Genomic DNA, 20,422 nt, shown 5'->3' with positions numbered 1-20,422 from the left:
AGGGGATGATTAGATGGTCATAGAATATGTGCTCTTTTTATATGTCGGGGATTGGCCTAGTGGCCTATATTTTTTATGAAATGGACGAGAAATCGAAAGTTGTACCAACGACTAAAGTACAATGTAAGGAGAAGCAGTGGCAGCAGCTTCTCGGGCCTGTTAAACAGACTACTTTCGATATAAAAACAGCTACAGAATTTTTAGAGGAGATGTAAGACCCCATATTTCAAAAATATTGAATGAACAATTTATATAAGTGTAAACAAACTTATATGTGAACTAGATCTGTATACGGTATACAGATCTAGTTCACATAATCACTTCTTTCGAAACCAAGCAAGCGAAAGAGTCCTTAATATGTTAGGCTGTTTTTGTTTATCATATATGCTTAATGATAACCATTTTGTCCATTTTGGCTGTTGCTCGTTTTGTGTTTTGGATGGCTTTTTTTATTTTGCTTCGTACTACTTCCACCTTTTTTTGTTTGCTTTGTCATTGTTTTAAACCTCCCTTTCACCGTGTTAGTATGCTCATATATACAAAATAGTTTCATACCAATAATTACTTGGCTCGTATGCATCGCCAAGGTTTCACGCGCTGGGTATCCTACTGCAGTAGGTGATAAGTAAATGATAACGGAACATGTTCTCTTTTTTTATATGCTAGGGGTTGGACTATTGGCCTTTATTTTTCATGAAATAGACGACAGATCGAAAGATGTCCTACCGACTGAATACAGCAAATTAGCGTCACCAATTGAAAGACGTTTATATAATGCGTTGGTGCTAAATGGCTATTGTGTCCAAGCACAAGTAAAATGTGGCCCTTATCGAATTGACCTTGTAATAGGTAAGCTTGCGATTGAATGCGATGGAAAAGAGTCTCATTCTTTTCCATCGCAAAAGGCTCATGACCGAAAGAAAAATGCTTATTTGAGGAAACAAGGATATAAAGTAATGCGGATCAGTGGCAACAGTATTGTAAATCGTATGCCTGGAGTTTAAAAAAGAGTGAAAACAAGATTGAATTAAAAAAGAGAAGGCTGAGCCTTCTCTTTTTTAGAATTTTATTTTATAGACCGCCTTTATATTTTCCAGCATTTTTAGATGCTTTTTCTTTCTTGGCTTTATCTTTATGAATTTTGTTTGCTGCAGCACTTCCGAATTCATGGCTGAACTCAGAATTAATCACTGCTGAATCAAAACCTTTTTTATTTTTTTGATCAGCATCGTTCTTTTTTGTACGTTTTGCCATTTTCCTAACACTCCTTTTAAAAGTTAGTGCTTATTTAGTATAGGGTGAAAAAAGCATTTTATGAGAGGCAGTACTCACTAAAATCTCCTTATTTATACAGCTTGTAAAGAGTATCCGTTCTTCTCGTTTAGATAAGTAATAATACAAAGTGATATAGGTAGGTTTAATTTGTATATCTTTATATTTATCGTTTCAACTTTCTTCATAAAGCCTTTTTTTATTTATTGAATCTATTCATCATTGTTTGTACAGTTGCCGGTGCCATTTTATTGCCACGCCCTCTTGTCATTCCATAAGTCGTAACAGCTCCAACTCCTAAACCCAATAATGAAAACAGCATGCCTCTGTTATTACGTCTCTTTCCAAATATCCCTCTATTGTTGCGTCCAGCATTAAATAAGGACGTTAACCAACGTAAGTTGTTCATTATGTGAATACCCCTTTGATATTTATTTGAAAGAAAATGATTTTCCAACGTCTTTATTCTTTGACAACTTGACTTATCCATACTGGAAAAATGACACTGTTTTCATCCTCTAATTATTACCTGTTATGATTTTGTTAATAATGCTTATTTTAAGAGATGTACGATTATCACAAGAAAACAGTTATATTAGAGGTGATTATTTTGATTAACAAATGGATAGCTGTATCTGGTGGAATGATTCTTGGTGTGTTATCAACTGGAATCTTCGGTTTCAAAGGGTTTTCCCAACTTTTTAATAAAGATACGGGATCAGGAGGTTCGTCTCGATAACTTGACTTTTCCTCTTAATGAGTATGTGGCTATTCAAATCTTACAGCTAAATCTATAAAAACAAACTTTAGTACGCTTTTTACTTCTCTACAAAAGGAAAAAAATATAATTTGATAAACCCTACTATTCCTAGTAACTAAAAAAGGAAACCCATTGAATGAACAAGGGTTTCTCTTTTTTAGCACATAGTAAATGGATTTGTTGCACTCAATCACTCTAATTTAACGAGTGTTAGGAAATACTCTTCGAACGGTTTCAGTAAACTCTTCAAATAACCCTCTTACTGGAGCGCCTTCATTAATTCTATTTCCGTAATCTTCCATACGATTTACGAAATCAGGATTGGATGATACAAATACGTCCCGAATATCTGGATCTGTAGCTCTTACTTGATCAGCAATCTTCTTTTCTATACGATCTGTTACTTCTCCTTTTGCCCCATTCTTTAAAACAACAGCCACGTAAGCATTTCGGTTTGTAACAATCACATTTGCATTGTCTACTTCGTCTAGTTTAGCAATTCTATCTGCAGCCTCATCAGCTACTTCTAATCGCGTTTGGTTATTATTATCTACATTATCATTTCGATTTCCGTCGGGTTGATAGCCAACATCTCGTAAGTCATTGTTGTTACGAGCGTTTTGTGCCCTTTGTTCAGAAGGCTCTTCAGTTGGATCGGGTTCGGCTTCATCCTTTTTATCATTACAACCAAAAAGGAACCCTACGGATAAAATGGTTGATAAGAGTCCCACTAAATATTTTTTTGTTTTCATCGTTTCTTACTCCCTTCATTTTTAGATAACATTTCTGTCGTTTTTATCCGTTTAAAGAAAAGAGAGTATACGAGCTTTTCTTATATATTGTCTAACTATCACGATGAGGTAGTTCAAAAAGTTCTATTATTGTTTTAAAAAATAAATGAGTAATTATATGAATGTTCAAATGCCATCGTACAAAGAAAGATGAATCACTTTTCCCAATTCGAATAGGACTCGTCTAGGTATAATGTATTAATTTAACAGACATAAAATCCAGTTGTTTCTCCATTCTAAAATTATATTCATAAAAAGGAGAAATTCATCATGACAGTAATCAATCAAGTTAAACAGACACTAGCTGGATTAAAGAGCGCACAAGCAAGTTTTGAAGGTTTTGCTTTAGCAACTGATAATGAACAAGCAAAACAACTGTATCAAGATGCTGCTCAACAAACGCAAGCGATTGTTGACAGTCTCTCTCCACGTGTTCAACAAATTGAACAAGAAGAGCCTCAATACAAACAATAAGAACATGAAAAAAGGCTGGTCCATTAACCAGCCTTTTTTCGAATTCAATTCTTGAGTAGAAACGGACAGGTGATTGTATGAAAGAAAAGATAAGAAGATTAAATAGTTGTCTTTTTTTGGTAACGATTATTGTATATATCTCTGGGTGTATTGGGCAACAGAATCAGTCGGCTAATGACAGTAATGACACAACTATTGTAAAGGTACATACAAACAACTCAATTGATCAAACAGTTGCCAATCATGCAAAAGAAAAAATCATAAAAGAAGAAGAAGTTTCGGCTGTGAAAGCAGTAAATACAGATAAGGAACTGTTAATGGCGATAAAAGTGGATCAATTTCATCGCTTTCAATTAAAAAAAATTAAAAAGAATGTGAAAATGGACGTAGAAAAAGCATATCCCGATTATAAAGTCTTGGTTTCAACGGATCAAAAAATCTATTGGGAGTTGGAACAATTAGAAGAAAAACTGCAAAAAGATAAAACAAAGAAAAAAACATTACAAAAAGAATTCAACAACATTCAAAACCTTATGAGAGAAAAAGCGTGATGAAAGAGGTGTACATATGTCAAATAATCAAAAGAAACAATTAACACCTGTACAACAGGAATATCAGGACCTTGAAAAACAGAAAGAAACCAAGAGACCAGTAGTTAAAAATTGTATCAAAGCTTTTTTTACAGGTGGCATCATTTGCCTTATTGGCCAAGCCATTCAACTGTTTTATATTTATTATTTTGATTTTACAGATCAAACAGCCGGAAACCCAACAGTAGGAACCATGATTTTTATCTCTATGCTTCTGACAGGTTTCGGCGTTTATGATCGAATTGCTCAATTTGGAGGAGCTGGTTCTGCAGTTCCTGTTACCGGCTTCGGAAATGCGGTCATATCAGCATGTATTGAACATCGAACGGAAGGGTTTGTCTTAGGTGTAGGTGGTAATATGTTTAAGTTAGCTGGCTCCGTCATTTTATTTGGTACCTTTTCAGCGTTTGTCATTGCGACCATTAAGACGATTCTCATACAGTGGGGTGGTTTATAATGCTTACAGGACACCGCACATGGGTCTTTGATCAAAAACCTGTCATTGTCTCTACTGGGACGGTTGGAGGTCCTTTTGAGGCTAATGGAGCGCTTGCTGAAGATTTTGATTTGCTCCATTCCGATTTATGGTTAGGACAGGATTCTTATGAAAAAGCCCACAAAGTTTTGTTAGAAGAAGCGAGTCAAAAAGCCATCGAAAAAGCAGGTCTTCAAAAAGAGCAAATTCAATTTTTCCTTGGAGGAGATCTGATTAATCAAATTACGCCTACTAGTTTTGCTTGCCGAACACTTGGCACACCGTATCTTGGATTATTTGGCGCTTGTTCTACGTCTATGGAAGGACTAGCTCTTGGTGCTTATCTAGTTAACACAAAAGGAGCAAATTATTTACTAACGGGTGCTTCCAGTCACAACACCGCCGTCGAAAAACAATTTCGTTATCCAACTGAATACGGTGGACAAAAGCCACCTACTGCTCAATGGACGGTGACAGGTGCTGGCGTTGCTTTGTTAAGTGATGCTGGAGATGGACCTTGTGTTACATCCGCCACGATTGGCCGTGTGATCGATATGGGAATGACGGATCCATTTAATATGGGAGGAGCAATGGCTCCGGCGGCTGTTGATACCATTGAAGCACACCTCACTGAGCGAAATCTTAAGCCATCTTATTATGATTTGATTGTAACAGGCGATCTTGGTCAAATTGGGCGTGCAGTCTCACTAGATTTATTTAAAAAACATGGGACTCCAATACGTGAAGAACAATATCAGGATTGCGGGCTTATGATTTACCGGGAAAGCCAGCCGGTCCTATCAGGGGCTAGTGGTCCAGGTTGTTCAGCAACCGTTGTATATGGTCATTTATTAAATCGAATGAAAAAAGGCGAATTTAAACGAATACTAGTGGTAGCAACAGGTGCTTTATTATCACCATTAAGCTTTCAACAAAGTGAAACAATTCCTTGTATCGCCCATGCGGTATCAATTGAATATGGAGGTGAATAATAGTCATGATTTTCTTTTGGGCTTTTGTTGTAGGTGGGTTGATCTGCGTTATTGGGCAAATTATGTTTGATGTATTTAAACTTACACCAGCACATACCTTAAGTGCATTTGTAGTGATTGGTGCTCTTCTAGATGGGTTTGGTTTATACGAACCTTTTATCGATTTTGCAGGAGCAGGAGCGACCATTCCTATTACAAGTTTCGGAAATTCTCTTGTGCATGGGGCAATGGCTGAAGCAGAAAAACATGGGTTAGTCGGTGTTATTTCAGGAATGTTTGAAGTAACAAGTGCCGGAATTTCAGCTGCCATTATTTTTGGAATGATTGGCGCCATACTTTTTAAACCAAAAGGATAAGGAGAATGTAAAATGACCATTGCATCAGATGTGAAACAATGTCTTGCCAGTCTTAAAGGAGTAGAAGCTGGTTTATCCAATTTAGCATTACGAACTCAAGATGATCAATCAAAACAGACATTGCACGAAACGATGAATGTCGTCAATGAAATCGTAACAGATTTAAAAGAACGAGTGGGAGAATTAGAGCGAGAAGAAGCTCAATACAAAGGTTTTTAGGATAAAGGAAGCTTTTTTAGAATTGTAGGAGGTATTAAGAAATGCCAGATTGGTTAATTGTAGTTTTGCGGTCTTTATTGTTTTTAGTTGTTCTTTTTGCTATTACAAAATGGTTAGGCAAAAAACAAATATCTGAGCTTTCCTTCTTTGAATATGTGACCGGTATTACCATTGGTAATATAGGAGCAGAAATGGCCACGGGAATTGAGAAAAGCATTGCTAATGGGATACTCAGCATCGTAACCTTTGCAGCAGTGCCCTTTTTAGCAGGCATCATTTCTCTAAAAAACAAACCTTTTCGCGACTTTATAGAAGGGAAAGGAACTGTTTTTATCAAAGATGGAAAAATCATGGAAGACAATTTAAAAAAGGAAAAGTACACAGCTGATGAGTTGTTAGAGTTACTTCGAAAGAAAAATGTCTATCAGGCGGCTGATGTAGAATTTGCGGTATTAGAGGCAACCGGTGATTTCAATGTATTATTAAAGAAAGAAAATCAACCGTTAACTGCAAAAGATTTAGGTGTGGCCGTTGCTCCAAGTAAGGAACCTCAGACAGTTATTATGGACGGTGAAATATTGGATGAACCACTATCGACAATCGGTCAAAGCAGAAGGTGGTTACACACTGAACTAGAAAAATTAGGGGTTACCATTGAAAATGTCTTTCTTGGGCAGATAGATTCTGACGGGCAATTAACTGTTGACCTTTTTGATGATAAACTTCAAGTTCCATCTCCTCAAGAAAAACCTTTATTACTTTCAACCATGAAAAAATGTCAGGCAGACTTAGAATTGTTTGCGCTTGGAACAGAAGTAGAAAAAGCGAAACATACGTATAGTAAAAACAGTCAAAAGCTACAAGAAGTTATTGATAAAGTGACCCCCCTTTTAAGAAACTAATGGAATTTGCTGATAATAAAGATGTTGAATTACCAATAAAGCCATGTAATTTTTCACGTTTAACAGTGTATTTATCTGAATGAGTATTAAAATTACGGATTTCAATTTTATGATAAGGTTAACCAGACTTTCTGGTTGGCCATTTTTACTTTGAAGAATCTATTCTATAATTTTACCCTACCATTTTACTTACACATATTTTTTACATAACAATAATAAAAAAGGAAATAATAATATATTGGGTTAACCTTTAACAGGTGATAAACCTCTAAGAATTTCAATTAATTATGGTGGGGAAAATATAAAAATCACCTTTATGGCATCGTATACATAAAAAACACCCCTCATGGAAATGAAACTATACATACTATTTTAGTGAATGTGGAGGTACACTGGTTATGCCAAGCTGGATAGAAGTTATTATTCGTTCTGTTCTTATTATATTAGGATTATTCTTTATCACAAAAATATTAGGGAAAAAGCAATTATCGAAGTTATCTTTTTTTGAATACATAGTAGGAATTACAGTTGGCGACATTGCTGGAACAATTTCGATGGATCTTGAATTAAATGCTGTGAATGGAGTCACCTCAATCTTGGTCTGGTCATTGTTCCCAATCATTATTTCGTATGTTTCCTTAAAAAGCATAGTTTTTCGAAAAGTAGTTGAGGGTACGCCAACTACTTTTATAAAGGATGGAAAGATTTTAGAAGAAAACTTAAAGCGTGAGAAATATACAATAGATGAATTAATGGAACAGCTAAGAAAAAAAGATGTTTTTTACGTTAACGACGTAGAATTTGCAACGCTTGAAACAAATGGGGAATTTAGTATTTTATTAAAAAAAGAAAAACAGCCTGTGAGATGGGGAGACCTTTTTGGAGCTGGCCAAAAGGTAAAATTACCACAAACCATTATTATAGATGGGAATTTTATAAAAGAAGCTATTTATGAAATGGGCTATAGCTTAGAATGGCTTAAAACTCAACTTCAACAACGAGAATCGACTGTGGAAGAAGTTTTTTTTGGTCAAGTCGATCATTTAGGTAATCTGTATCTAGATTATTACAAGGACCGTTTTATCGAAAAAGGGAAAAATAATTCAGAAAGTTAGAAAGTAGAACTAGAATTTCCAAAGACTCTAGTCCTTTTTACACCAGAACCTTATTATGTTACGCAAAATATTATAAACGATAAAAAAGTAGCTGACTAATCCAACTACTCTTTAATCAAGATTTCTATTTTGTTGGGTTAATGTCTTAGAGGTAGAAGTAGGTTTAGGTTCTTTACCAAGTCTAGGTTTCCAATTTCCTAACTTGTTTTTCAAGTAATCCTTTAAAAAATCACGTTTCTTTCTGCGTCTTTTATTCCTGTTTTTCATAAGAAATTACCACCTTTACGTCATTTAAGAGATTCAATTTATCCGTATATAACTATGCTCAGAAATTCACCATTTATGCTAAATCTATAACTGGTAAGTAATTCGCCTGGTTCTGATGTGAAAAAGTTAGATAATAAAATTCATCTGAATCTTTTTGTACCAGAAGCTTTTTATTTAATAATTACAAAATTAATAATAAGTATTTGCTTGAGCAAACTATACAAGAGGTCATGAGGCACCAATCACTTTAATCCTTATTCTAATTACGTCACTCCAACAGAAAAAACTACCTTTGCACCCTAGGTAGTTTTTTTCTGTTATACATATCAATACTTTTCTGCTGATGCTTGGGAACATCTTGAGTAGTTTGCTCATCATATAAAATGTTATCCATAAAAATCAGTATATAAAGAATAAAATAAAATTGTTAACAAGATCACTCCACCAACTGCATAGAAAACAAATTTAAACATCTTTAACATATTTTAATTCGTCCTTCCTTACGACCATAGAGGACTAAATTTTTATTAGTTTGTTTAATTAAAGAAGGTAGTATACGATTTAAGTTTGTTTCTGATACCCAGAAATAGGAAACTGTATTTTGATCTATATAAAGACACGATTACTTCTCCCATTGATACAGAGGCTTACATAATAAAACACGAAGATGTACTATATTTATTTTTAATTAGTGTGACGGGTCTTATAAGAAGTAAAAGCCCTCTAATTTAAAAGAAATTCGAGAGCCTTTCAATGATTACTTAAATCTTTTATTTTCTAATACAATTACGTTTGAATTCGTTGACTTTCCTATTTGTTTCGTGTGTTCAACCAACTGTAGAATATTATGACAACATTGTTTGGCACCAATAACTAATAACGGTACACCGATGAAGTCAATTTTTAGCTCTCTGGACAAGAATCCTCCCATTGTCATAGCAACTGGAACAGTTGGCGATGTATTTGAAAAAACTATTTTTTCATGAATTTGATATTTATCTTGTAATAATAAACTTAAATTTTTTAAAGCTGGAACAACAAGTTTAGAGGACTTTCGACCGATTGTATAAACGGAATTCCCCTCTGTATCTACTCCATGAAAAATAATTTTCCCCATATCAGAATGAGTTAATTTATTGAAATAATCAATATTTAATATTTCATCTTTAGTCAGTGTTCGACTAGTAGGTAATTTTTTTAAATGATAAGCTGCTGCCATAGAAGTGGTATGTGTTCCACCATAATCATTATAGATAAAAATCATGGTATCACCCTTTAGTTTTTGATTTATATCCATTATTACCGTTTATACAATTGCTAATTCAAAGATATATTAAAGGTGGTAAATTTCTTAATTTAACCTAATAGTATATAAATAAAAACTCTGTTTTCAGGTACATATCCTAGTTACCTAATATGTTTCATACCCTATGAGCTTGATCTGTGAAAGCAACAAAATTAATAATATACCCCTTTTAGGATGCAGTAATTTTATTTTATAAATGAGGAGAGAAATAGTAATGAAAAGCTTAATCATTATATTTATTATGTGTTTCGTGTTTGTTATTTTCTATCCATTCAAATCTTACGTTACTTAACGAATTTTCGAATCTCTAAATGAAGAAAAAGTATTATTAAATTAGTTACTAAGCCTATGTTCACTAAGGAGCAGTTTTATTTTCTTCTTATAAGGCACGTTATGCTAAGTAAATAGTAAAGTACTTTATAAAAAGTATTAGTTTTACTATTTACTTTCACTGACAACAAATGAGCAATTTTACTTCTTTTAATATACCAATCTATCTTCTACTCCCCTTTTAAGAAATTATTGTATTCATAATAACATCACATAAAATGTATAAGTATTTAATGTTAACGTTTTTTTAATAATATAATTCTTACTAAAAATACAAAATAAACATATTTTAAAGAAAGAAGTAAATGGATAAACTCTGTTATAAAAATAATAGTTTTATCATTTACTCTATATGACGACAAATATTTTCTTTTTCTACATTCCAAGACCTAACAAATTCTCTTACCTCAAGCTGAAAGTTTGTATCTAGCTGCCGAACTTTTTCTAAGCTTTGATATTCCTCAAAAATCTCTTGGAAATCATCTTTTCCCTGAAGAATACGAACCCAACTCCACTCTACATCAACAATGTGAAAGAGAGTATGTAGTATTCCTCCTACCCCTCCTGTTCGCTTCCTAAGCAATTCCTCTAGTGGAATATTCTCACACCATTGATACCACTCTTCTCTAACCAACCAGTTATAATGGAACATAGTTTGCAAATTAATTCCTCCCTTTATTGTATTTTTTACTTTGACTCTTTTTTAATGAGGTATTAATTAGTTCGACAAATATTTATAGATACCTATTTTATAGGAGTAAGAGAAAGTAATAAGTAAAGTCGTATAGGCTGTTTTGTTCCTAACTGTATTATGTTAACTAAAGATGTATAAGATATGCAGCTTAAAAACAGAAAAACCACTGGCTTATATCAGTGGTTTTCTGCGATGCATGTTGTCAACTCTATAAACCATGAGGATTTTCAAATGGATGCTTCACAGCGTCTTGAGTAGTTTGCTTAAGATGCATAATAGTATGTATTTTTAATTATAATTATTGGACTTTTTAGTTATTCGTCTTTCTAGATCTTCTAAAGTGTTTCGTAACCAAAGAGTTTGGGCAAATGCTGCTATCATAGATATAAAACCCATAATTAAAATAAAGCTTAGCTTATTATTTATTTTTCGATACATATTAGGTTGAAGCCACCTTTACTTTTTTACATAGTATTCTCCTCCAAATCTTTTTTATTATAAAGATTCCTAGAAAATCCATTATGGTAACTAAACATATATATCATATTCATTAAAAAAATAAATGGTTCACTAATGAATTTATGGGCTATTTACATATGTATTATCTTCTTCAACAAACCGAACAGATTAGTTTAAAAAGCATTTTGTATTAACTAACCATAAATGCATATTTTCTTTCAAAAAAAGAAATTCTAAATAAAAAGAAATAAAAGGAAGTTTAAATATGTCAATGAAAAATAAGTGGTTATTTAATATTGCCATGGTATTATTCTCTTGGGTATCAATATCTTTTTTGGACCGGCGTAGTATAAAAAGATTTTTCCCGGCTTTTATTTTTGTGTTTTTAATAAATTGTATTGATGTTCCTGTTGGAAAGAAATTTAGATGGTGGTCTTTTTATAATAAACCACATTCCTTTATTTATAATGAATTTCCTTTTTTAATAGGTCCAATGCTGGCGGTGGCTTTATGGTCATTAAAATGGACATACGGAAATTTTAAAAAGTTTATTACTCTAAATGCTCTTTTTCAATTATTTTTTGCATTTTTAGCTAAAACTTTATTTGTAAAAATAAAATTATTTAAATTAGTTCGATTTAATGCATTTCAATTCTTTCTTTACTTCTTTTACAAGGCCTTTCTCCTGTATGGATTTCAATATATTTTTGAAAGTAAAAGAAGATGAACATAATCCACTAAAGGTTAGAAATATATATTTATTCTAGTCAAAAAGGGACGAAAAAATTTAGATTCAAAATTAGTTGTAGGACATAAACTATCATATGAATATCGAAAATCTTGTTGAACTAACAAAGGTATTAGTTCAACAAGAATCGCCTATTTAATTTCGGATAACTGTAATTATGCTAACTATCTTTGTATATCATGTGTAATAGATTTCCTAGAATATATAAGCTTAAATCATGAAAATTTGTAACTTTCATGGGATTTATTCGTATATATTATGGGAGGCGGTATTGTGAGCGTAACAAGTATTAACTGGGGAGATATTGCTTGGCAGATTTTTAACCTGGTAGTTTTATTTGGAATTGGAGTTTTTATTTTTAATTTTATAAAGAAATTAAAGAAGAATTAACAACAGAACCTTCTAGAAATGGTCTAGAAGGTTCTGTTAGTTCCTAGAAGGTACATTATGGTAACTAACTATAGCATACATCCTGAACTGATACATAATCTCTGATAAAATGTAATTATAAGGAAAATAACGAGAGAGGAGTTAACGAAAATGAAAAAAAGACTTAAAAGGGAGGAAACTAAGTGAAAGAGATTGTTCGGTTTTTGATACGTTATTTAGGTCGATTTATTTGTTTTTTTCTAATAACTGCTTTTCTTTTATACGTATACGGAGCTATTACTTACTTTCCAAACAGCCTAATGAGTATTTATTGGATAGCCTTATCTTTATTAGTTTTGTTGCTAGTTTACAGTGTATATTTATTTAAAAGAAGTATTTGATAATAAAACCGACTTCTCCCTTAAATAGAAAAGCCGGCTTTATATATAGACTGTTATGAGGAGAGCCCTGATTGTTAGATAAAAGTTATATTCACCTCAGTCTATTAGGGCAGTCTTTTTTACACCGATGTAGCTCCTTGTCCACCATCAATACGATAATAAGAACCTGATATGAATGATGCCTTTTCAGAAGCTAAAAATGTGATTAAGTTGGCGATTTCAGTAGCCTCAGCATAACGATTCATTGGTACTGACGCTTCAAAAACGGATTTGGCTTCTTCCTCTTTACCTGGCATTGCATTTTTTTCAATAGAACGCATCATCTGAGTATCAACACCCGAAGGACAAACTGCAACAGAACGTATGCCATATTCTGCACCTTCAAGTGCTGCTGTTTTATTAAGAGCGATCACTCCGTGCTTAGATGCTACATATGAACTCATTCCAGGTGCACCTAGCAATCCACCATTAGATGCCATATTTACAATTGAACCTTCTTTTTGATTCATCATTACTTTCATGACATATTTTAAACCTAAGAATACTCCAATGACATTAATATTTAATACATTTTTAAAGTTTTCAACGGTTTGATCCACAATATTTGCAAAATCCCCATTAATCCCTGCATTGTTTACAAATGCATCAATTCTTCCATATCTTTCAACAGTATCATCAACATATTTTTTTACTTCTTCTTCATTTGTTACGTCTGCAGTCAATAATAAAGCATCGTTAATCCCTGCTTCTTTAACTGCCTTTTCTAAGCTTCCCTTTTTTAAATCAACTAATGCTAGCTTTGCGCCTTCCTTAGCAAAAGCTTTTGCCGTAGCGATACCAATACCGCCAGCAGCACCCGTAATTAAAACAACTTTATTTGAGAAATCTCCCATGATGTATCATTCCTTCTATTAATTATTTATACGTGGTTTATGTGTTCTATGATAATTCACTCTATTATTACCTTATTTATAAATGAAATTATGATCGTGCAGTAACTTTAGTTTTCGCAAAAATCTTCAATATTTATAAGATTGACCACCATCGATTGGAATAACAGTTGCATTTATAAAGTTTGCTTGATCAGACAATAAGAATGCGACTAAATAAGCCACTTCTTCTGGTTTGCCAAATCGTTTCATCGGGTTTGTCTCAACAAATTGTTTTCCTGCTTCTTCCCATTTTTCTGAATCAATTTGTCTTAATGAACCTTCGACCATTGGTGTCATGATTGCACCGGGTGCAATGGCTTTGATACTGATTCCGTATTGACCATATTCAATTCCCGAGTTTCTTGTTAATCCAACTACACCGTGTTTACTAGCTGCGTAACCAGATTGGTTTCCTAAACCACGAATACCACCAACTGAAGCAGTATTAACAATAGAGCCAAAACCTTGCTCTCTCATGACTTTCAATACGCTTTTTAGGCCGTAAAACACACCATTTAAGTTAACATTAACTACTTTTTGGAATTCATCAATATCAAAATCTTCTGTGAGACTTTGTTTTCCTTCGATTCCTGCGTTGTTGAAGAAACCATCGATTTTCTTAAATTTCTTAACTGTTTTATTTATATAGTTTTCCACTTCTTTTTCATCTGACACATTTGCAGTGATAAGTAACACTTCTGCGTTCGGTACAACTTCTAACACTTTATTTTTTGTTTCTTGTAATGAAGAAGCGTTTAGATCAACGAGTGAAAGTTTTGCTCCTTCTTTTGCTACTTGTAAGGCAGAAGCTTGACCCAAACCGGATCCTGCACCGGTAATTAATATTACTTTCCCATCAAAACGATTAACCATGGAAAATTCCTCCTTTATTATTCTCATAGAAAATGGCAAATAAATTATGATAGATATTCTATTATGTTTCCTTTAATTAAAATATCTTGAAATAAAGATATATAATCATGTAAGTCATCTACTAGTACCCAAGTGGTACATTTAATCCGGCAAAGCTAACTATTTCCTGTTTAAAACTCAAAAAGCAAGAGGGTTCACCTTCTAAATTTATTATTGAGCTGTATATCCACCGTCAAGGGTTAAACTATTACCAGTCATATATGAAGAGTCATCAGAGGCCATGAATAATACTGCTTTTGCCATTTCTTCTGTTTTACCCAAACGTTTTAATGGTGTAATTGCAGCTAAAGCTTGTTTGTCTTCTTCTGGTATAATTGGTGTATCAATAAAACCTGGGCATAATGCGTTGATACGGATATTTTGTTCTGCATATTCAAGTGCAAGTGAACGAGTTAAGTTGATCACGCCGCCTTTTGCAGCGTTATAGGCAGCTGAACCGGGTGATCCAACCCAACCGTACATAGACGCTGTATTAACAATGGTACCACCATCTGTTTTTAACATTTCACGAATGGACTCACGTGCTACCAAGAAGACTCCATCTAGGTCCACGTTGACAGTTTTGCGCCATTCTGAGTACTCTAAATCGTGTGATGGATGAACCCGACCGATACCAGCATTGTTGAAAACAACATCCACTTTACCAAACGTTTCAACAGTTTGTTTGAAAATATTTTTGACTTCTTCTTCACTCGTAATATTTGCCTTTATAAAAAGAACTTCTTGGCTAAGCTCTTTTAACTCTTTCTCAAAAGCTTTTCCTTTTTCCTCATTTAAATCTACAAGAACTACTTTGGCTCCTTCTGAAACAAATAAACGTGCCGTTGCTGCCCCAATACCGGATGCTCCACCAGTGATAACAGCTACTTTATCTTGTAATTTTCCCATTCTAAATCCTCCTAGTTATTGAAAATCATCTACCATATTTAGAATAAAAATGCTAGATATATTTTATATCTGTGCTTTTTTGTTCATAATTTAATTGTACTACTCTGTTCATATTTAACAATCATTAAGATATCATTAAGTGTCCACTAACTAGACACTTATGATAAATCTGTCTACTTTAAAGGAGGTTTTTTCATGCATAATGAACAAAATACAACATCTCAACGTCAAAATCGTACAAAAGAACATTTAAAACAGGCATTGATTGAACTCATAAAAGAGAAGGGCTACCATACCGTAACTGTAAAAAATATTGTTGATTATGCTTCCTATAATCGCAGTACCTTTTATATTCATTACTCTGACAAAATTGAACTTGCTAAAGATTTGCTTGCTTCCATGCTTCAAGGGTTAGAATCTTCAGTAGGCAGTCCATATGTACCTGGTCGTAAAGTGTATACAACTAAGCTAAATGCACCGTATTTAAACATCGTTTTCTACATTTATAAAAACCGAAATTTTTTTGAACTCATCAATTACGATGACACCTTACCGGGGTTACATATACAGTTTCCTCAAATGATCTTAAAGATCTATAAGGAACAATTTATTTTTGAAACCATCAACAATATAGCAGTTAATATGGCGTATTTTAAACGTTATACAGCCTATGGATTTTATGGGCTTCTTCAGAATTGGATTCGGAATGGCTTTAAGCAAAATCCAGACGAATTTATTCACGAAGTCATTGATCTAGCGAAAACACATATATACTCAATCGAGTATATTGGAAATGAAAGGTAAATAAACTAATAATTTTAGCATCTTGATTAGTTTGCTCAATACATGTAAATTTGCTCATTTATATAAAAAATAAAAAAGAGGAGTTCAGAAGCATGATCTTCTCTTTTTGTTTATAGGTTCCGGTAACATTGATTATGGTAACTAGCTTTTTATGGAGTATACATAAGGTAATTGAAGAGTATTAAAGTATATGGGAAAATAATTGAGGAATTTTTGTTTTTTTAATACTGTGCAAAAGGATCTATTTAAATAGATAGTTTCAACCAAGGAGGAAACAAATGCGAGATTGTCCCGAAGAATTAGACTTTATTTCATTATTTGAATGTATTCCACTTAAAAAGGACAAAAATGAGAGCTTTTTGTACGATGAGTCCACTTTTATCTTTACGAACGAAATAAACAGGTTCGAAGTGAAAATCTCACCATTCTATAATTCTTTCTCGCTTTCAGTAACGGATTTAGAAGATGATGAAATCTTTTACTGCAGACTCGAATCAGTTACAAAGATTGAGATCATGAATGACAATAAAGAAAGCAAAGCAATTCGATTATTTATAGATCAAGGAATTGACCGTTTTATAATGATTATGGATTTAGTATTTAGACCCAAATTTAAAGTTGTGCTAAAAGAGGTTTTAGATTCCTAGAACGCATATCATGGTAATTGTAAATGTATGCACTCATACATGAAATAATAAGGATAAAAACTTTAAAAGGAGAAACGACTTTGAAGATAGAGAATCAGAGATTAGCAGAAAAAGCTTTACAGTATTTACTTGTGGGTAGTCAAATGGATGGAATAAAGTTCACGTGTGAGGTTTCCGCCATTTCCCTGACCTTTACTCACTACGATCGAAAGGAAGATGATGCATTCGTTTTAACGATTGAAACAGAGTGGACGGTATATGATGACGTTCCACTTGTCTACCCATCCTCAGAGAAAGAAGTCCCCGCACATACCGAAGAACAGCATTTTAAGCATATTTGGGATGTTAAGAGACAAAAAGTAGTCAATGTTCAATTAGGTCATCGGTCGCCCCATCTCATTATTTCATTTGAATCAGGCAGCATCTTGTTTGTAAACGGTCACGACCCGAATTATGAGTGCTGGCAACTAGGTGATCATTTTGCAGGTGGTAGTTGTGATTGGCTTTTAGTAGCAACTCCAGGCGATGATATAGCAGTTTGGTCTCCTGAAAGCTTTGAATAAACTTCTAGAATGCTGATTATGGTAACTTTAATAAATACTTAGGAAAGGTGAAATTAATGTTTGAAAGTCAGCCAACTAAAAAAGACTTGATAAATAAATTAGAGAACGTTCTTAAAGGAAAGATGTCTAGAGAACAATTTAATCAATGGTCCTATAAATGGGTTCAAAACCTAGAGAGTAGAAATGTGCTCTCTTCTGATGAAGATCAACTACATGAATACCTTATTTTTTTATTATGTATAGATTTAGAGGTTGAACCAAATATATATTTTCATGAAGATATAGAACTAAAAGAATGGATTAAAAAAATAACGCTAGGTATTCCATTAACTTAATATAGGTATTTCAATAATTGCCGATAATACGTTTTATGTTAACTACAAACGTATACTTCTACGGCAGGTAGGTTTGATTCTGTTTCAAAACGCTAAAGGAATAAAGTCAAGGCTTTTCTTTGAATTATTGAAATTGTCTTATTAAAAATGATCAAAAATAGGTTGTAAATGAGCTTCAAGTTCAGACATAACACAAAAGCCTTTGCTTAACCTATTAAAGCAAAGGCTTTTTATTTAATCGGATTTCCTCTTATAAAGAAAAAGCTCCCATTGCAATAGATACAAGAATCATTATAATCGATGTTCCAATAGCCCATGGTAAAGTGAATTTTTGGAATTCCCCGAAATCAACTTTCGCCATCCCTACTAATAGATAGGTTGAGGCAACGAGTGGACTTAATAGATGAACGCCAGGTCCCATAAGAGCAGCTCGAGCAATCTCCCCAGAATCCACTCCATAATTACTAGCAGCTTCTGCAATTATTGGTAGAATTCCAAAGTAATATGCATCATTAGACATAAAGAAAGTAAATAGAATAATATGCATGATTAAGCCCTATTTCCTTTTAGATATTTTTCATATGCCTTCAATTAGATAAGAAAAAGATATCACTCCATCATTAATAACTAATCGATTAAAGAGAAATGATATTAATTAGTTTCTTTTATTTATTAAGAAAAGAAAAAAACTAATTTTTGAAGGTCAATGTGTTATTGCTTAAAAATATTTGACGACAAATGAAAATTCCCCCTTCATATCTTATACCAATTTATGTTTTACTTCTCTTTTAAGAAATTGTTTTATTCACTTTATTTCATCATAAAACTTATAAGCACTAAAAGTTGGTTTTTTTAACTACATTAAATACCTTATTGAACTAAAAAGGTATCAGTTTAGTAAGATCCATCTAAGTATAATTAAATTTTATTTTAAAGTATCATGGATCCCCTTCTTTTTCGTACATACTTGTACGGAGGTGGTGTTTATGGTTAATCAGTTAGAAGTTCTTACCCAGCATGTCAATGATAAACAATACTATTACTGGCTTCATTACGATTTACTTAGCGCTCAATGATGGCTAATTGTAATTTTAATTGTGCTCTTTCTATTTATTCTTTATCTGCTCGTTGACCGACAACGAATGGTATTTATTCTCTTAGTCTTTTTCATTAGCTTCGTTGTAGTATGTATAAATTAAAAAATATATTAACTATTCTAATGAATTATTAATTTATTTTTCATAGATACTTAAGAGTATTCCCATACAATTATCTTAACTTTAAAAACATATTGGATATGAGGTGTTTTTTAACAAAAATTACTTTCAACAAAAACAAATAATAGTAAATAATTCATGGAGTAAATTGATATAAATTGCACTCGTTTTTTGAATTCTAAAATGTATGGCAATGCTATAGAACAATCAGCTTGTTCTTTAAAAAAAGTTGTGGGAAACCACTGTAAAGAAGGGGAATGCGTATGCAAGAGAACCAAAATAAATTGGGTATTTCACTTAACAAAGTGCCAGAAGTCACAATTTTCTTCTGGATAATCAAAGTTTTATGCACAACTGTAGGTGAAACATTTGCTGATTTTCTAAATTTCAACCTTGGATTTGGGTTAACTCTCACTACTATAATTATGGGAATAGCATTTTTTATTTTATTGTATCTTCAGTTTAAAGCAACTAAATATGTCCCAGGGATTTATTGGACAACGGTTGTGCTTATAAGTGTATTTGGAACATTAGTAACTGATAATTTGACAGATGCAATGGGAGTACCTCTTGAAGTTAGTACAATTGTCTTTTCCGTTCTACTTGGATTAACTTTTCTTTTTTGGTACCTGAGTGAAAAAACACTCTCTATACATTCAATTTATACAAGAAAAAGAGAAGTTTTCTATTGGCTTACTATTCTATTCACATTTGCACTTGGAACAGCAGTAGGTGATTTATATTCTGAACAACTAGGTTTTGGATATCTTAAAACGGGAGTAACAGTCATCATTATCATAGGCTGTATCTTTTTGGCATACAAATCGAAACTTAATGGAATTTTAGCATTTTGGATTGCCTATATTCTTACTCGTCCACTGGGAGCATCATTAGGAGATTACCTATCACAAACAAAAGTTAATGGTGGATTAGGTTTGGGAACAACTGTTACTAGTGTTATTTTTCTTTTAGCTATTTTAGCAATAATCGTTTTTCTTGCTATTACAAAAATTGATATAACTTCAAAAAGTGAAATAGTGGATACACGCCAAACACGTGCAAGTAAGAAAAATATTTTGACACAAACCATTGTAGTGCTTTGCCTTTTCTTAGTTCTAAGTATAGGTGGTTATATCTGGCGCAGTAATGATATAGCATCACAATCCACTGCTTCACAAGCTACATTATCTGGGCAATTAAAGGATTTTATTAAAATTGAAAATGACATGCTCAAGGATGTGAATTCAAAAAACTTTACTTCAACGAAAAAAGGAGCAGACGATTTAGAACATCAATGGGACTCGTCGGAAGCTAAACTTAGAAAAGTAGATGGTTCTAAATGGACTAAAATTGATGGAACTATTGATGTGGTATTAGCAGCAGCTCGTTCATCTAATCCTGATGATAATAAGTGCAAATCAGCTCTTAATAATTCACTAAGTGTCCTAAACGCAGCTAATAAATAAAAAAGGAATCGCGATTTGCGATTCCTTTTTTATTTCAAAGACCTGTTTTTATTATCACATTTAAATACAAAAACCGATTTAAATGTGAATTTCACCTAAAATAGACACTTTTGATTT

25 protein-coding genes and 2 pseudogenes are annotated in these 20,422 nt (G+C 32.9%); 17 read left to right on the top strand and 10 right to left on the bottom strand.

The window, feature by feature from the left end:
- Window positions 1-59 precede the first annotated feature (59 nt).
- Both MKY06_RS09305 and MKY06_RS09300 read left to right on the top strand, forming a co-directional pair.
- Window positions 60-215 (top strand): hypothetical protein, encoded by a 156-nt coding sequence (locus tag MKY06_RS09305; protein WP_159074539.1) that lies wholly within the window; start codon window positions 60-62, stop codon window positions 213-215.
- Between the two features lie 414 nt (window positions 216-629).
- Window positions 630-1,004: an endonuclease domain-containing protein gene (locus tag MKY06_RS09300; RefSeq protein WP_098322504.1), complete on the top strand. Its 375-nt coding sequence runs from the start codon at window positions 630-632 to the stop codon at window positions 1,002-1,004.
- 67 nt (window positions 1,005-1,071) lie between these two features.
- On the opposite strand, the gene MKY06_RS09295 is transcribed toward MKY06_RS09300, so the two are convergent.
- Together MKY06_RS09295 and MKY06_RS09290 are read right to left on the bottom strand one after the other, a co-directional pair.
- Window positions 1,072-1,254, bottom strand: coding sequence for a hypothetical protein (locus MKY06_RS09295; RefSeq protein WP_016766705.1), 183 nt, complete (start codon window positions 1,252-1,254; stop codon window positions 1,072-1,074).
- Between the two features lie 217 nt (window positions 1,255-1,471).
- Window positions 1,472-1,681, bottom strand: a complete 210-nt coding sequence (locus tag MKY06_RS09290) for a hypothetical protein (RefSeq protein WP_098278836.1) — start codon at window positions 1,679-1,681, stop codon at window positions 1,472-1,474.
- Between the two features lie 201 nt (window positions 1,682-1,882).
- On the opposite strand from MKY06_RS09290, the gene MKY06_RS09285 reads away from it, so the two are divergent.
- The gene (locus tag MKY06_RS09285; RefSeq protein ID WP_013056633.1) at window positions 1,883-2,011 is read left to right on the top strand and encodes a hypothetical protein; all 129 of its coding nucleotides are present in this window, start codon (window positions 1,883-1,885) and stop codon (window positions 2,009-2,011) included.
- A gap of 221 nt (window positions 2,012-2,232) precedes the next feature.
- On the opposite strand, the gene MKY06_RS09280 is transcribed toward MKY06_RS09285, so the two are convergent.
- Complete coding sequence (locus MKY06_RS09280; RefSeq protein ID WP_098278835.1) at window positions 2,233-2,784, bottom strand: YhcN/YlaJ family sporulation lipoprotein; 552 nt, start codon at window positions 2,782-2,784, stop codon at window positions 2,233-2,235.
- 309 nt (window positions 2,785-3,093) lie between these two features.
- Between MKY06_RS09280 and MKY06_RS09275 the strand changes: the two genes are divergently transcribed.
- The 8 genes from MKY06_RS09275 (at window position 3,094) to MKY06_RS09240 (ending at window position 7,946) form a co-directional block, all read left to right on the top strand.
- Window positions 3,094-3,297 carry a DUF1657 domain-containing protein gene (locus MKY06_RS09275; protein ID WP_098278834.1) on the top strand — a complete coding sequence of 68 codons (204 nt, stop codon included), beginning with the start codon at window positions 3,094-3,096 and terminating at the stop codon, window positions 3,295-3,297.
- Between the two features lie 77 nt (window positions 3,298-3,374).
- The gene (locus tag MKY06_RS09270) at window positions 3,375-3,848 is read left to right on the top strand and encodes a YhcN/YlaJ family sporulation lipoprotein (protein WP_098278833.1); all 474 of its coding nucleotides are present in this window, start codon (window positions 3,375-3,377) and stop codon (window positions 3,846-3,848) included.
- Window positions 3,849-3,864: 16 nt separating this feature from the next.
- The gene (spoVAC, locus tag MKY06_RS09265; RefSeq protein ID WP_098278832.1) at window positions 3,865-4,344 is read left to right on the top strand and encodes a stage V sporulation protein AC; all 480 of its coding nucleotides are present in this window, start codon (window positions 3,865-3,867) and stop codon (window positions 4,342-4,344) included.
- A complete protein-coding gene (gene spoVAD, locus MKY06_RS09260) occupies window positions 4,344-5,354 on the top strand; it encodes a stage V sporulation protein AD (RefSeq protein WP_098278831.1) in 1,011 nt (336 codons plus the stop codon). The genes spoVAC and spoVAD overlap by 1 nt, the downstream gene beginning before the upstream one ends.
- Window positions 5,355-5,359: 5 nt before the next feature.
- Entirely contained in the window at window positions 5,360-5,710 is a 351-nt protein-coding gene (spoVAE, locus tag MKY06_RS09255; protein WP_098278830.1) for a stage V sporulation protein AE, read from the top strand.
- Window positions 5,711-5,722: 12 nt separating this feature from the next.
- Window positions 5,723-5,929 carry a DUF1657 domain-containing protein gene (locus MKY06_RS09250; RefSeq protein WP_098278829.1) on the top strand — a complete coding sequence of 69 codons (207 nt, stop codon included), beginning with the start codon at window positions 5,723-5,725 and terminating at the stop codon, window positions 5,927-5,929.
- Between the two features lie 41 nt (window positions 5,930-5,970).
- The gene (locus MKY06_RS09245; protein WP_098278828.1) at window positions 5,971-6,831 is read left to right on the top strand and encodes a DUF421 domain-containing protein; all 861 of its coding nucleotides are present in this window, start codon (window positions 5,971-5,973) and stop codon (window positions 6,829-6,831) included.
- A gap of 398 nt (window positions 6,832-7,229) precedes the next feature.
- Window positions 7,230-7,946: a DUF421 domain-containing protein gene (locus MKY06_RS09240; protein ID WP_098287681.1), complete on the top strand. Its 717-nt coding sequence runs from the start codon at window positions 7,230-7,232 to the stop codon at window positions 7,944-7,946.
- A gap of 111 nt (window positions 7,947-8,057) precedes the next feature.
- Here MKY06_RS09240 and MKY06_RS09235 read toward each other — a convergent pair whose 3' ends face one another.
- The 3 genes and pseudogenes from MKY06_RS09235 to MKY06_RS09225 form a co-directional block, all read right to left on the bottom strand.
- Window positions 8,058-8,213, bottom strand: a complete 156-nt coding sequence (locus tag MKY06_RS09235; RefSeq protein ID WP_162837693.1) for a hypothetical protein — start codon at window positions 8,211-8,213, stop codon at window positions 8,058-8,060.
- Window positions 8,214-8,970: 757 nt separating this feature from the next.
- Entirely contained in the window at window positions 8,971-9,477 is a 507-nt protein-coding gene (locus tag MKY06_RS09230) for a DUF3189 family protein (protein ID WP_098278826.1), read from the bottom strand.
- A 739-nt stretch (window positions 9,478-10,216) separates the two neighbouring features.
- A pseudogene (locus MKY06_RS09225) lies at window positions 10,217-10,510 on the bottom strand (DinB family protein); the annotation flags it as partial.
- Between the two features lie 757 nt (window positions 10,511-11,267).
- Between MKY06_RS09225 and MKY06_RS09220 the strand changes: the two are divergent.
- On the top strand, window positions 11,268-11,729 hold the full coding sequence (locus tag MKY06_RS09220; RefSeq protein WP_098196372.1) for a hypothetical protein: 462 nt from the start codon (window positions 11,268-11,270) through the stop codon (window positions 11,727-11,729).
- Between the two features lie 910 nt (window positions 11,730-12,639).
- On the opposite strand, the gene MKY06_RS09215 is transcribed toward MKY06_RS09220, so the two are convergent.
- The 3 genes from MKY06_RS09215 to MKY06_RS09205 all read right to left on the bottom strand — a co-directional run bounded on the left by MKY06_RS09215 (window position 12,640) and on the right by MKY06_RS09205 (window position 15,273).
- Window positions 12,640-13,413 carry an SDR family NAD(P)-dependent oxidoreductase gene (locus MKY06_RS09215; RefSeq protein WP_013056517.1) on the bottom strand — a complete coding sequence of 258 codons (774 nt, stop codon included), beginning with the start codon at window positions 13,411-13,413 and terminating at the stop codon, window positions 12,640-12,642.
- A gap of 126 nt (window positions 13,414-13,539) precedes the next feature.
- On the bottom strand, window positions 13,540-14,325 hold the full coding sequence (locus MKY06_RS09210; protein ID WP_013056516.1) for an SDR family oxidoreductase: 786 nt from the start codon (window positions 14,323-14,325) through the stop codon (window positions 13,540-13,542).
- A gap of 210 nt (window positions 14,326-14,535) precedes the next feature.
- Window positions 14,536-15,273: an SDR family NAD(P)-dependent oxidoreductase gene (locus MKY06_RS09205; protein ID WP_055991162.1), complete on the bottom strand. Its 738-nt coding sequence runs from the start codon at window positions 15,271-15,273 to the stop codon at window positions 14,536-14,538.
- Between the two features lie 195 nt (window positions 15,274-15,468).
- Here MKY06_RS09205 and MKY06_RS09200 point away from each other — a divergent pair, with 195 nt between their 5' ends.
- From MKY06_RS09200 to MKY06_RS09185, 4 genes are all read left to right on the top strand, one after another.
- Complete coding sequence (locus MKY06_RS09200) at window positions 15,469-16,077, top strand: TetR/AcrR family transcriptional regulator (RefSeq protein ID WP_098278824.1); 609 nt, start codon at window positions 15,469-15,471, stop codon at window positions 16,075-16,077.
- A gap of 278 nt (window positions 16,078-16,355) precedes the next feature.
- Complete coding sequence (locus MKY06_RS09195) at window positions 16,356-16,724, top strand: hypothetical protein (protein ID WP_029324522.1); 369 nt, start codon at window positions 16,356-16,358, stop codon at window positions 16,722-16,724.
- 80 nt (window positions 16,725-16,804) lie between these two features.
- Window positions 16,805-17,287, top strand: a complete 483-nt coding sequence (locus MKY06_RS09190; protein WP_029324520.1) for a hypothetical protein — start codon at window positions 16,805-16,807, stop codon at window positions 17,285-17,287.
- Between the two features lie 56 nt (window positions 17,288-17,343).
- Window positions 17,344-17,622 (top strand): hypothetical protein, encoded by a 279-nt coding sequence (locus MKY06_RS09185; protein WP_029324517.1) that lies wholly within the window; start codon window positions 17,344-17,346, stop codon window positions 17,620-17,622.
- A 250-nt stretch (window positions 17,623-17,872) separates the two neighbouring features.
- On the opposite strand, the pseudogene MKY06_RS09180 reads toward MKY06_RS09185, so the two are convergent.
- Window positions 17,873-18,154: pseudogene (locus MKY06_RS09180) on the bottom strand (citrate transporter); the annotation flags it as partial.
- 948 nt (window positions 18,155-19,102) lie between these two features.
- Between MKY06_RS09180 and MKY06_RS09175 the strand changes: the two are divergent.
- Window positions 19,103-20,305, top strand: a complete 1,203-nt coding sequence (locus tag MKY06_RS09175; RefSeq protein ID WP_057274772.1) for a COG4705 family protein — start codon at window positions 19,103-19,105, stop codon at window positions 20,303-20,305.
- Window positions 20,306-20,422: the final 117 nt, after the last annotated feature.

It is taken from the genome of Priestia sp. FSL P4-0332 (genome assembly GCF_038005845.1).
GTDB lineage: Bacteria > Bacillota > Bacilli > Bacillales > Bacillaceae_H > Priestia.
Note: the sequence above shows the minus strand (reverse complement) of the source record. Positions and strands in the feature narration are given on the sequence as shown.

Bases quoted from the DNA above. Each gene is read 5' to 3' on its own strand.
- MKY06_RS09300 (WP_098322504.1), top strand. From the start codon at position 630: ATGATAACGGAACATGTTCTCTTTTTTTATATGCTAGGGGTTGGACTA.
- MKY06_RS09295 (WP_016766705.1), bottom strand. From the start codon at position 1,254: ATGGCAAAACGTACAAAAAAGAACGATGCTGATCAAAAAAATAAAAAA.
- MKY06_RS09290 (WP_098278836.1), bottom strand. From the start codon at position 1,681: ATGAACAACTTACGTTGGTTAACGTCCTTATTTAATGCTGGACGCAAC.
- MKY06_RS09280 (WP_098278835.1), bottom strand. From the start codon at position 2,784: ATGAAAACAAAAAAATATTTAGTGGGACTCTTATCAACCATTTTATCC.
- MKY06_RS09275 (WP_098278834.1), top strand. From the start codon at position 3,094: ATGACAGTAATCAATCAAGTTAAACAGACACTAGCTGGATTAAAGAGC.
- MKY06_RS09270 (WP_098278833.1), top strand. From the start codon at position 3,375: ATGAAAGAAAAGATAAGAAGATTAAATAGTTGTCTTTTTTTGGTAACG.
- spoVAC (WP_098278832.1), top strand. From the start codon at position 3,865: ATGTCAAATAATCAAAAGAAACAATTAACACCTGTACAACAGGAATAT.
- spoVAD (WP_098278831.1), top strand. From the start codon at position 4,344: ATGCTTACAGGACACCGCACATGGGTCTTTGATCAAAAACCTGTCATT.
- spoVAE (WP_098278830.1), top strand. From the start codon at position 5,360: ATGATTTTCTTTTGGGCTTTTGTTGTAGGTGGGTTGATCTGCGTTATT.
- MKY06_RS09250 (WP_098278829.1), top strand. From the start codon at position 5,723: ATGACCATTGCATCAGATGTGAAACAATGTCTTGCCAGTCTTAAAGGA.
- MKY06_RS09245 (WP_098278828.1), top strand. From the start codon at position 5,971: ATGCCAGATTGGTTAATTGTAGTTTTGCGGTCTTTATTGTTTTTAGTT.
- MKY06_RS09240 (WP_098287681.1), top strand. From the start codon at position 7,230: ATGCCAAGCTGGATAGAAGTTATTATTCGTTCTGTTCTTATTATATTA.
- MKY06_RS09235 (WP_162837693.1), bottom strand. From the start codon at position 8,213: ATGAAAAACAGGAATAAAAGACGCAGAAAGAAACGTGATTTTTTAAAG.
- MKY06_RS09230 (WP_098278826.1), bottom strand. From the start codon at position 9,477: ATGATTTTTATCTATAATGATTATGGTGGAACACATACCACTTCTATG.
- MKY06_RS09220 (WP_098196372.1), top strand. From the start codon at position 11,268: ATGTCAATGAAAAATAAGTGGTTATTTAATATTGCCATGGTATTATTC.
- MKY06_RS09215 (WP_013056517.1), bottom strand. From the start codon at position 13,413: ATGGGAGATTTCTCAAATAAAGTTGTTTTAATTACGGGTGCTGCTGGC.
- MKY06_RS09210 (WP_013056516.1), bottom strand. From the start codon at position 14,325: ATGGTTAATCGTTTTGATGGGAAAGTAATATTAATTACCGGTGCAGGA.
- MKY06_RS09205 (WP_055991162.1), bottom strand. From the start codon at position 15,273: ATGGGAAAATTACAAGATAAAGTAGCTGTTATCACTGGTGGAGCATCC.
- MKY06_RS09200 (WP_098278824.1), top strand. From the start codon at position 15,469: ATGCATAATGAACAAAATACAACATCTCAACGTCAAAATCGTACAAAA.
- MKY06_RS09195 (WP_029324522.1), top strand. From the start codon at position 16,356: ATGCGAGATTGTCCCGAAGAATTAGACTTTATTTCATTATTTGAATGT.
- MKY06_RS09185 (WP_029324517.1), top strand. From the start codon at position 17,344: ATGTTTGAAAGTCAGCCAACTAAAAAAGACTTGATAAATAAATTAGAG.
- MKY06_RS09175 (WP_057274772.1), top strand. From the start codon at position 19,103: ATGCAAGAGAACCAAAATAAATTGGGTATTTCACTTAACAAAGTGCCA.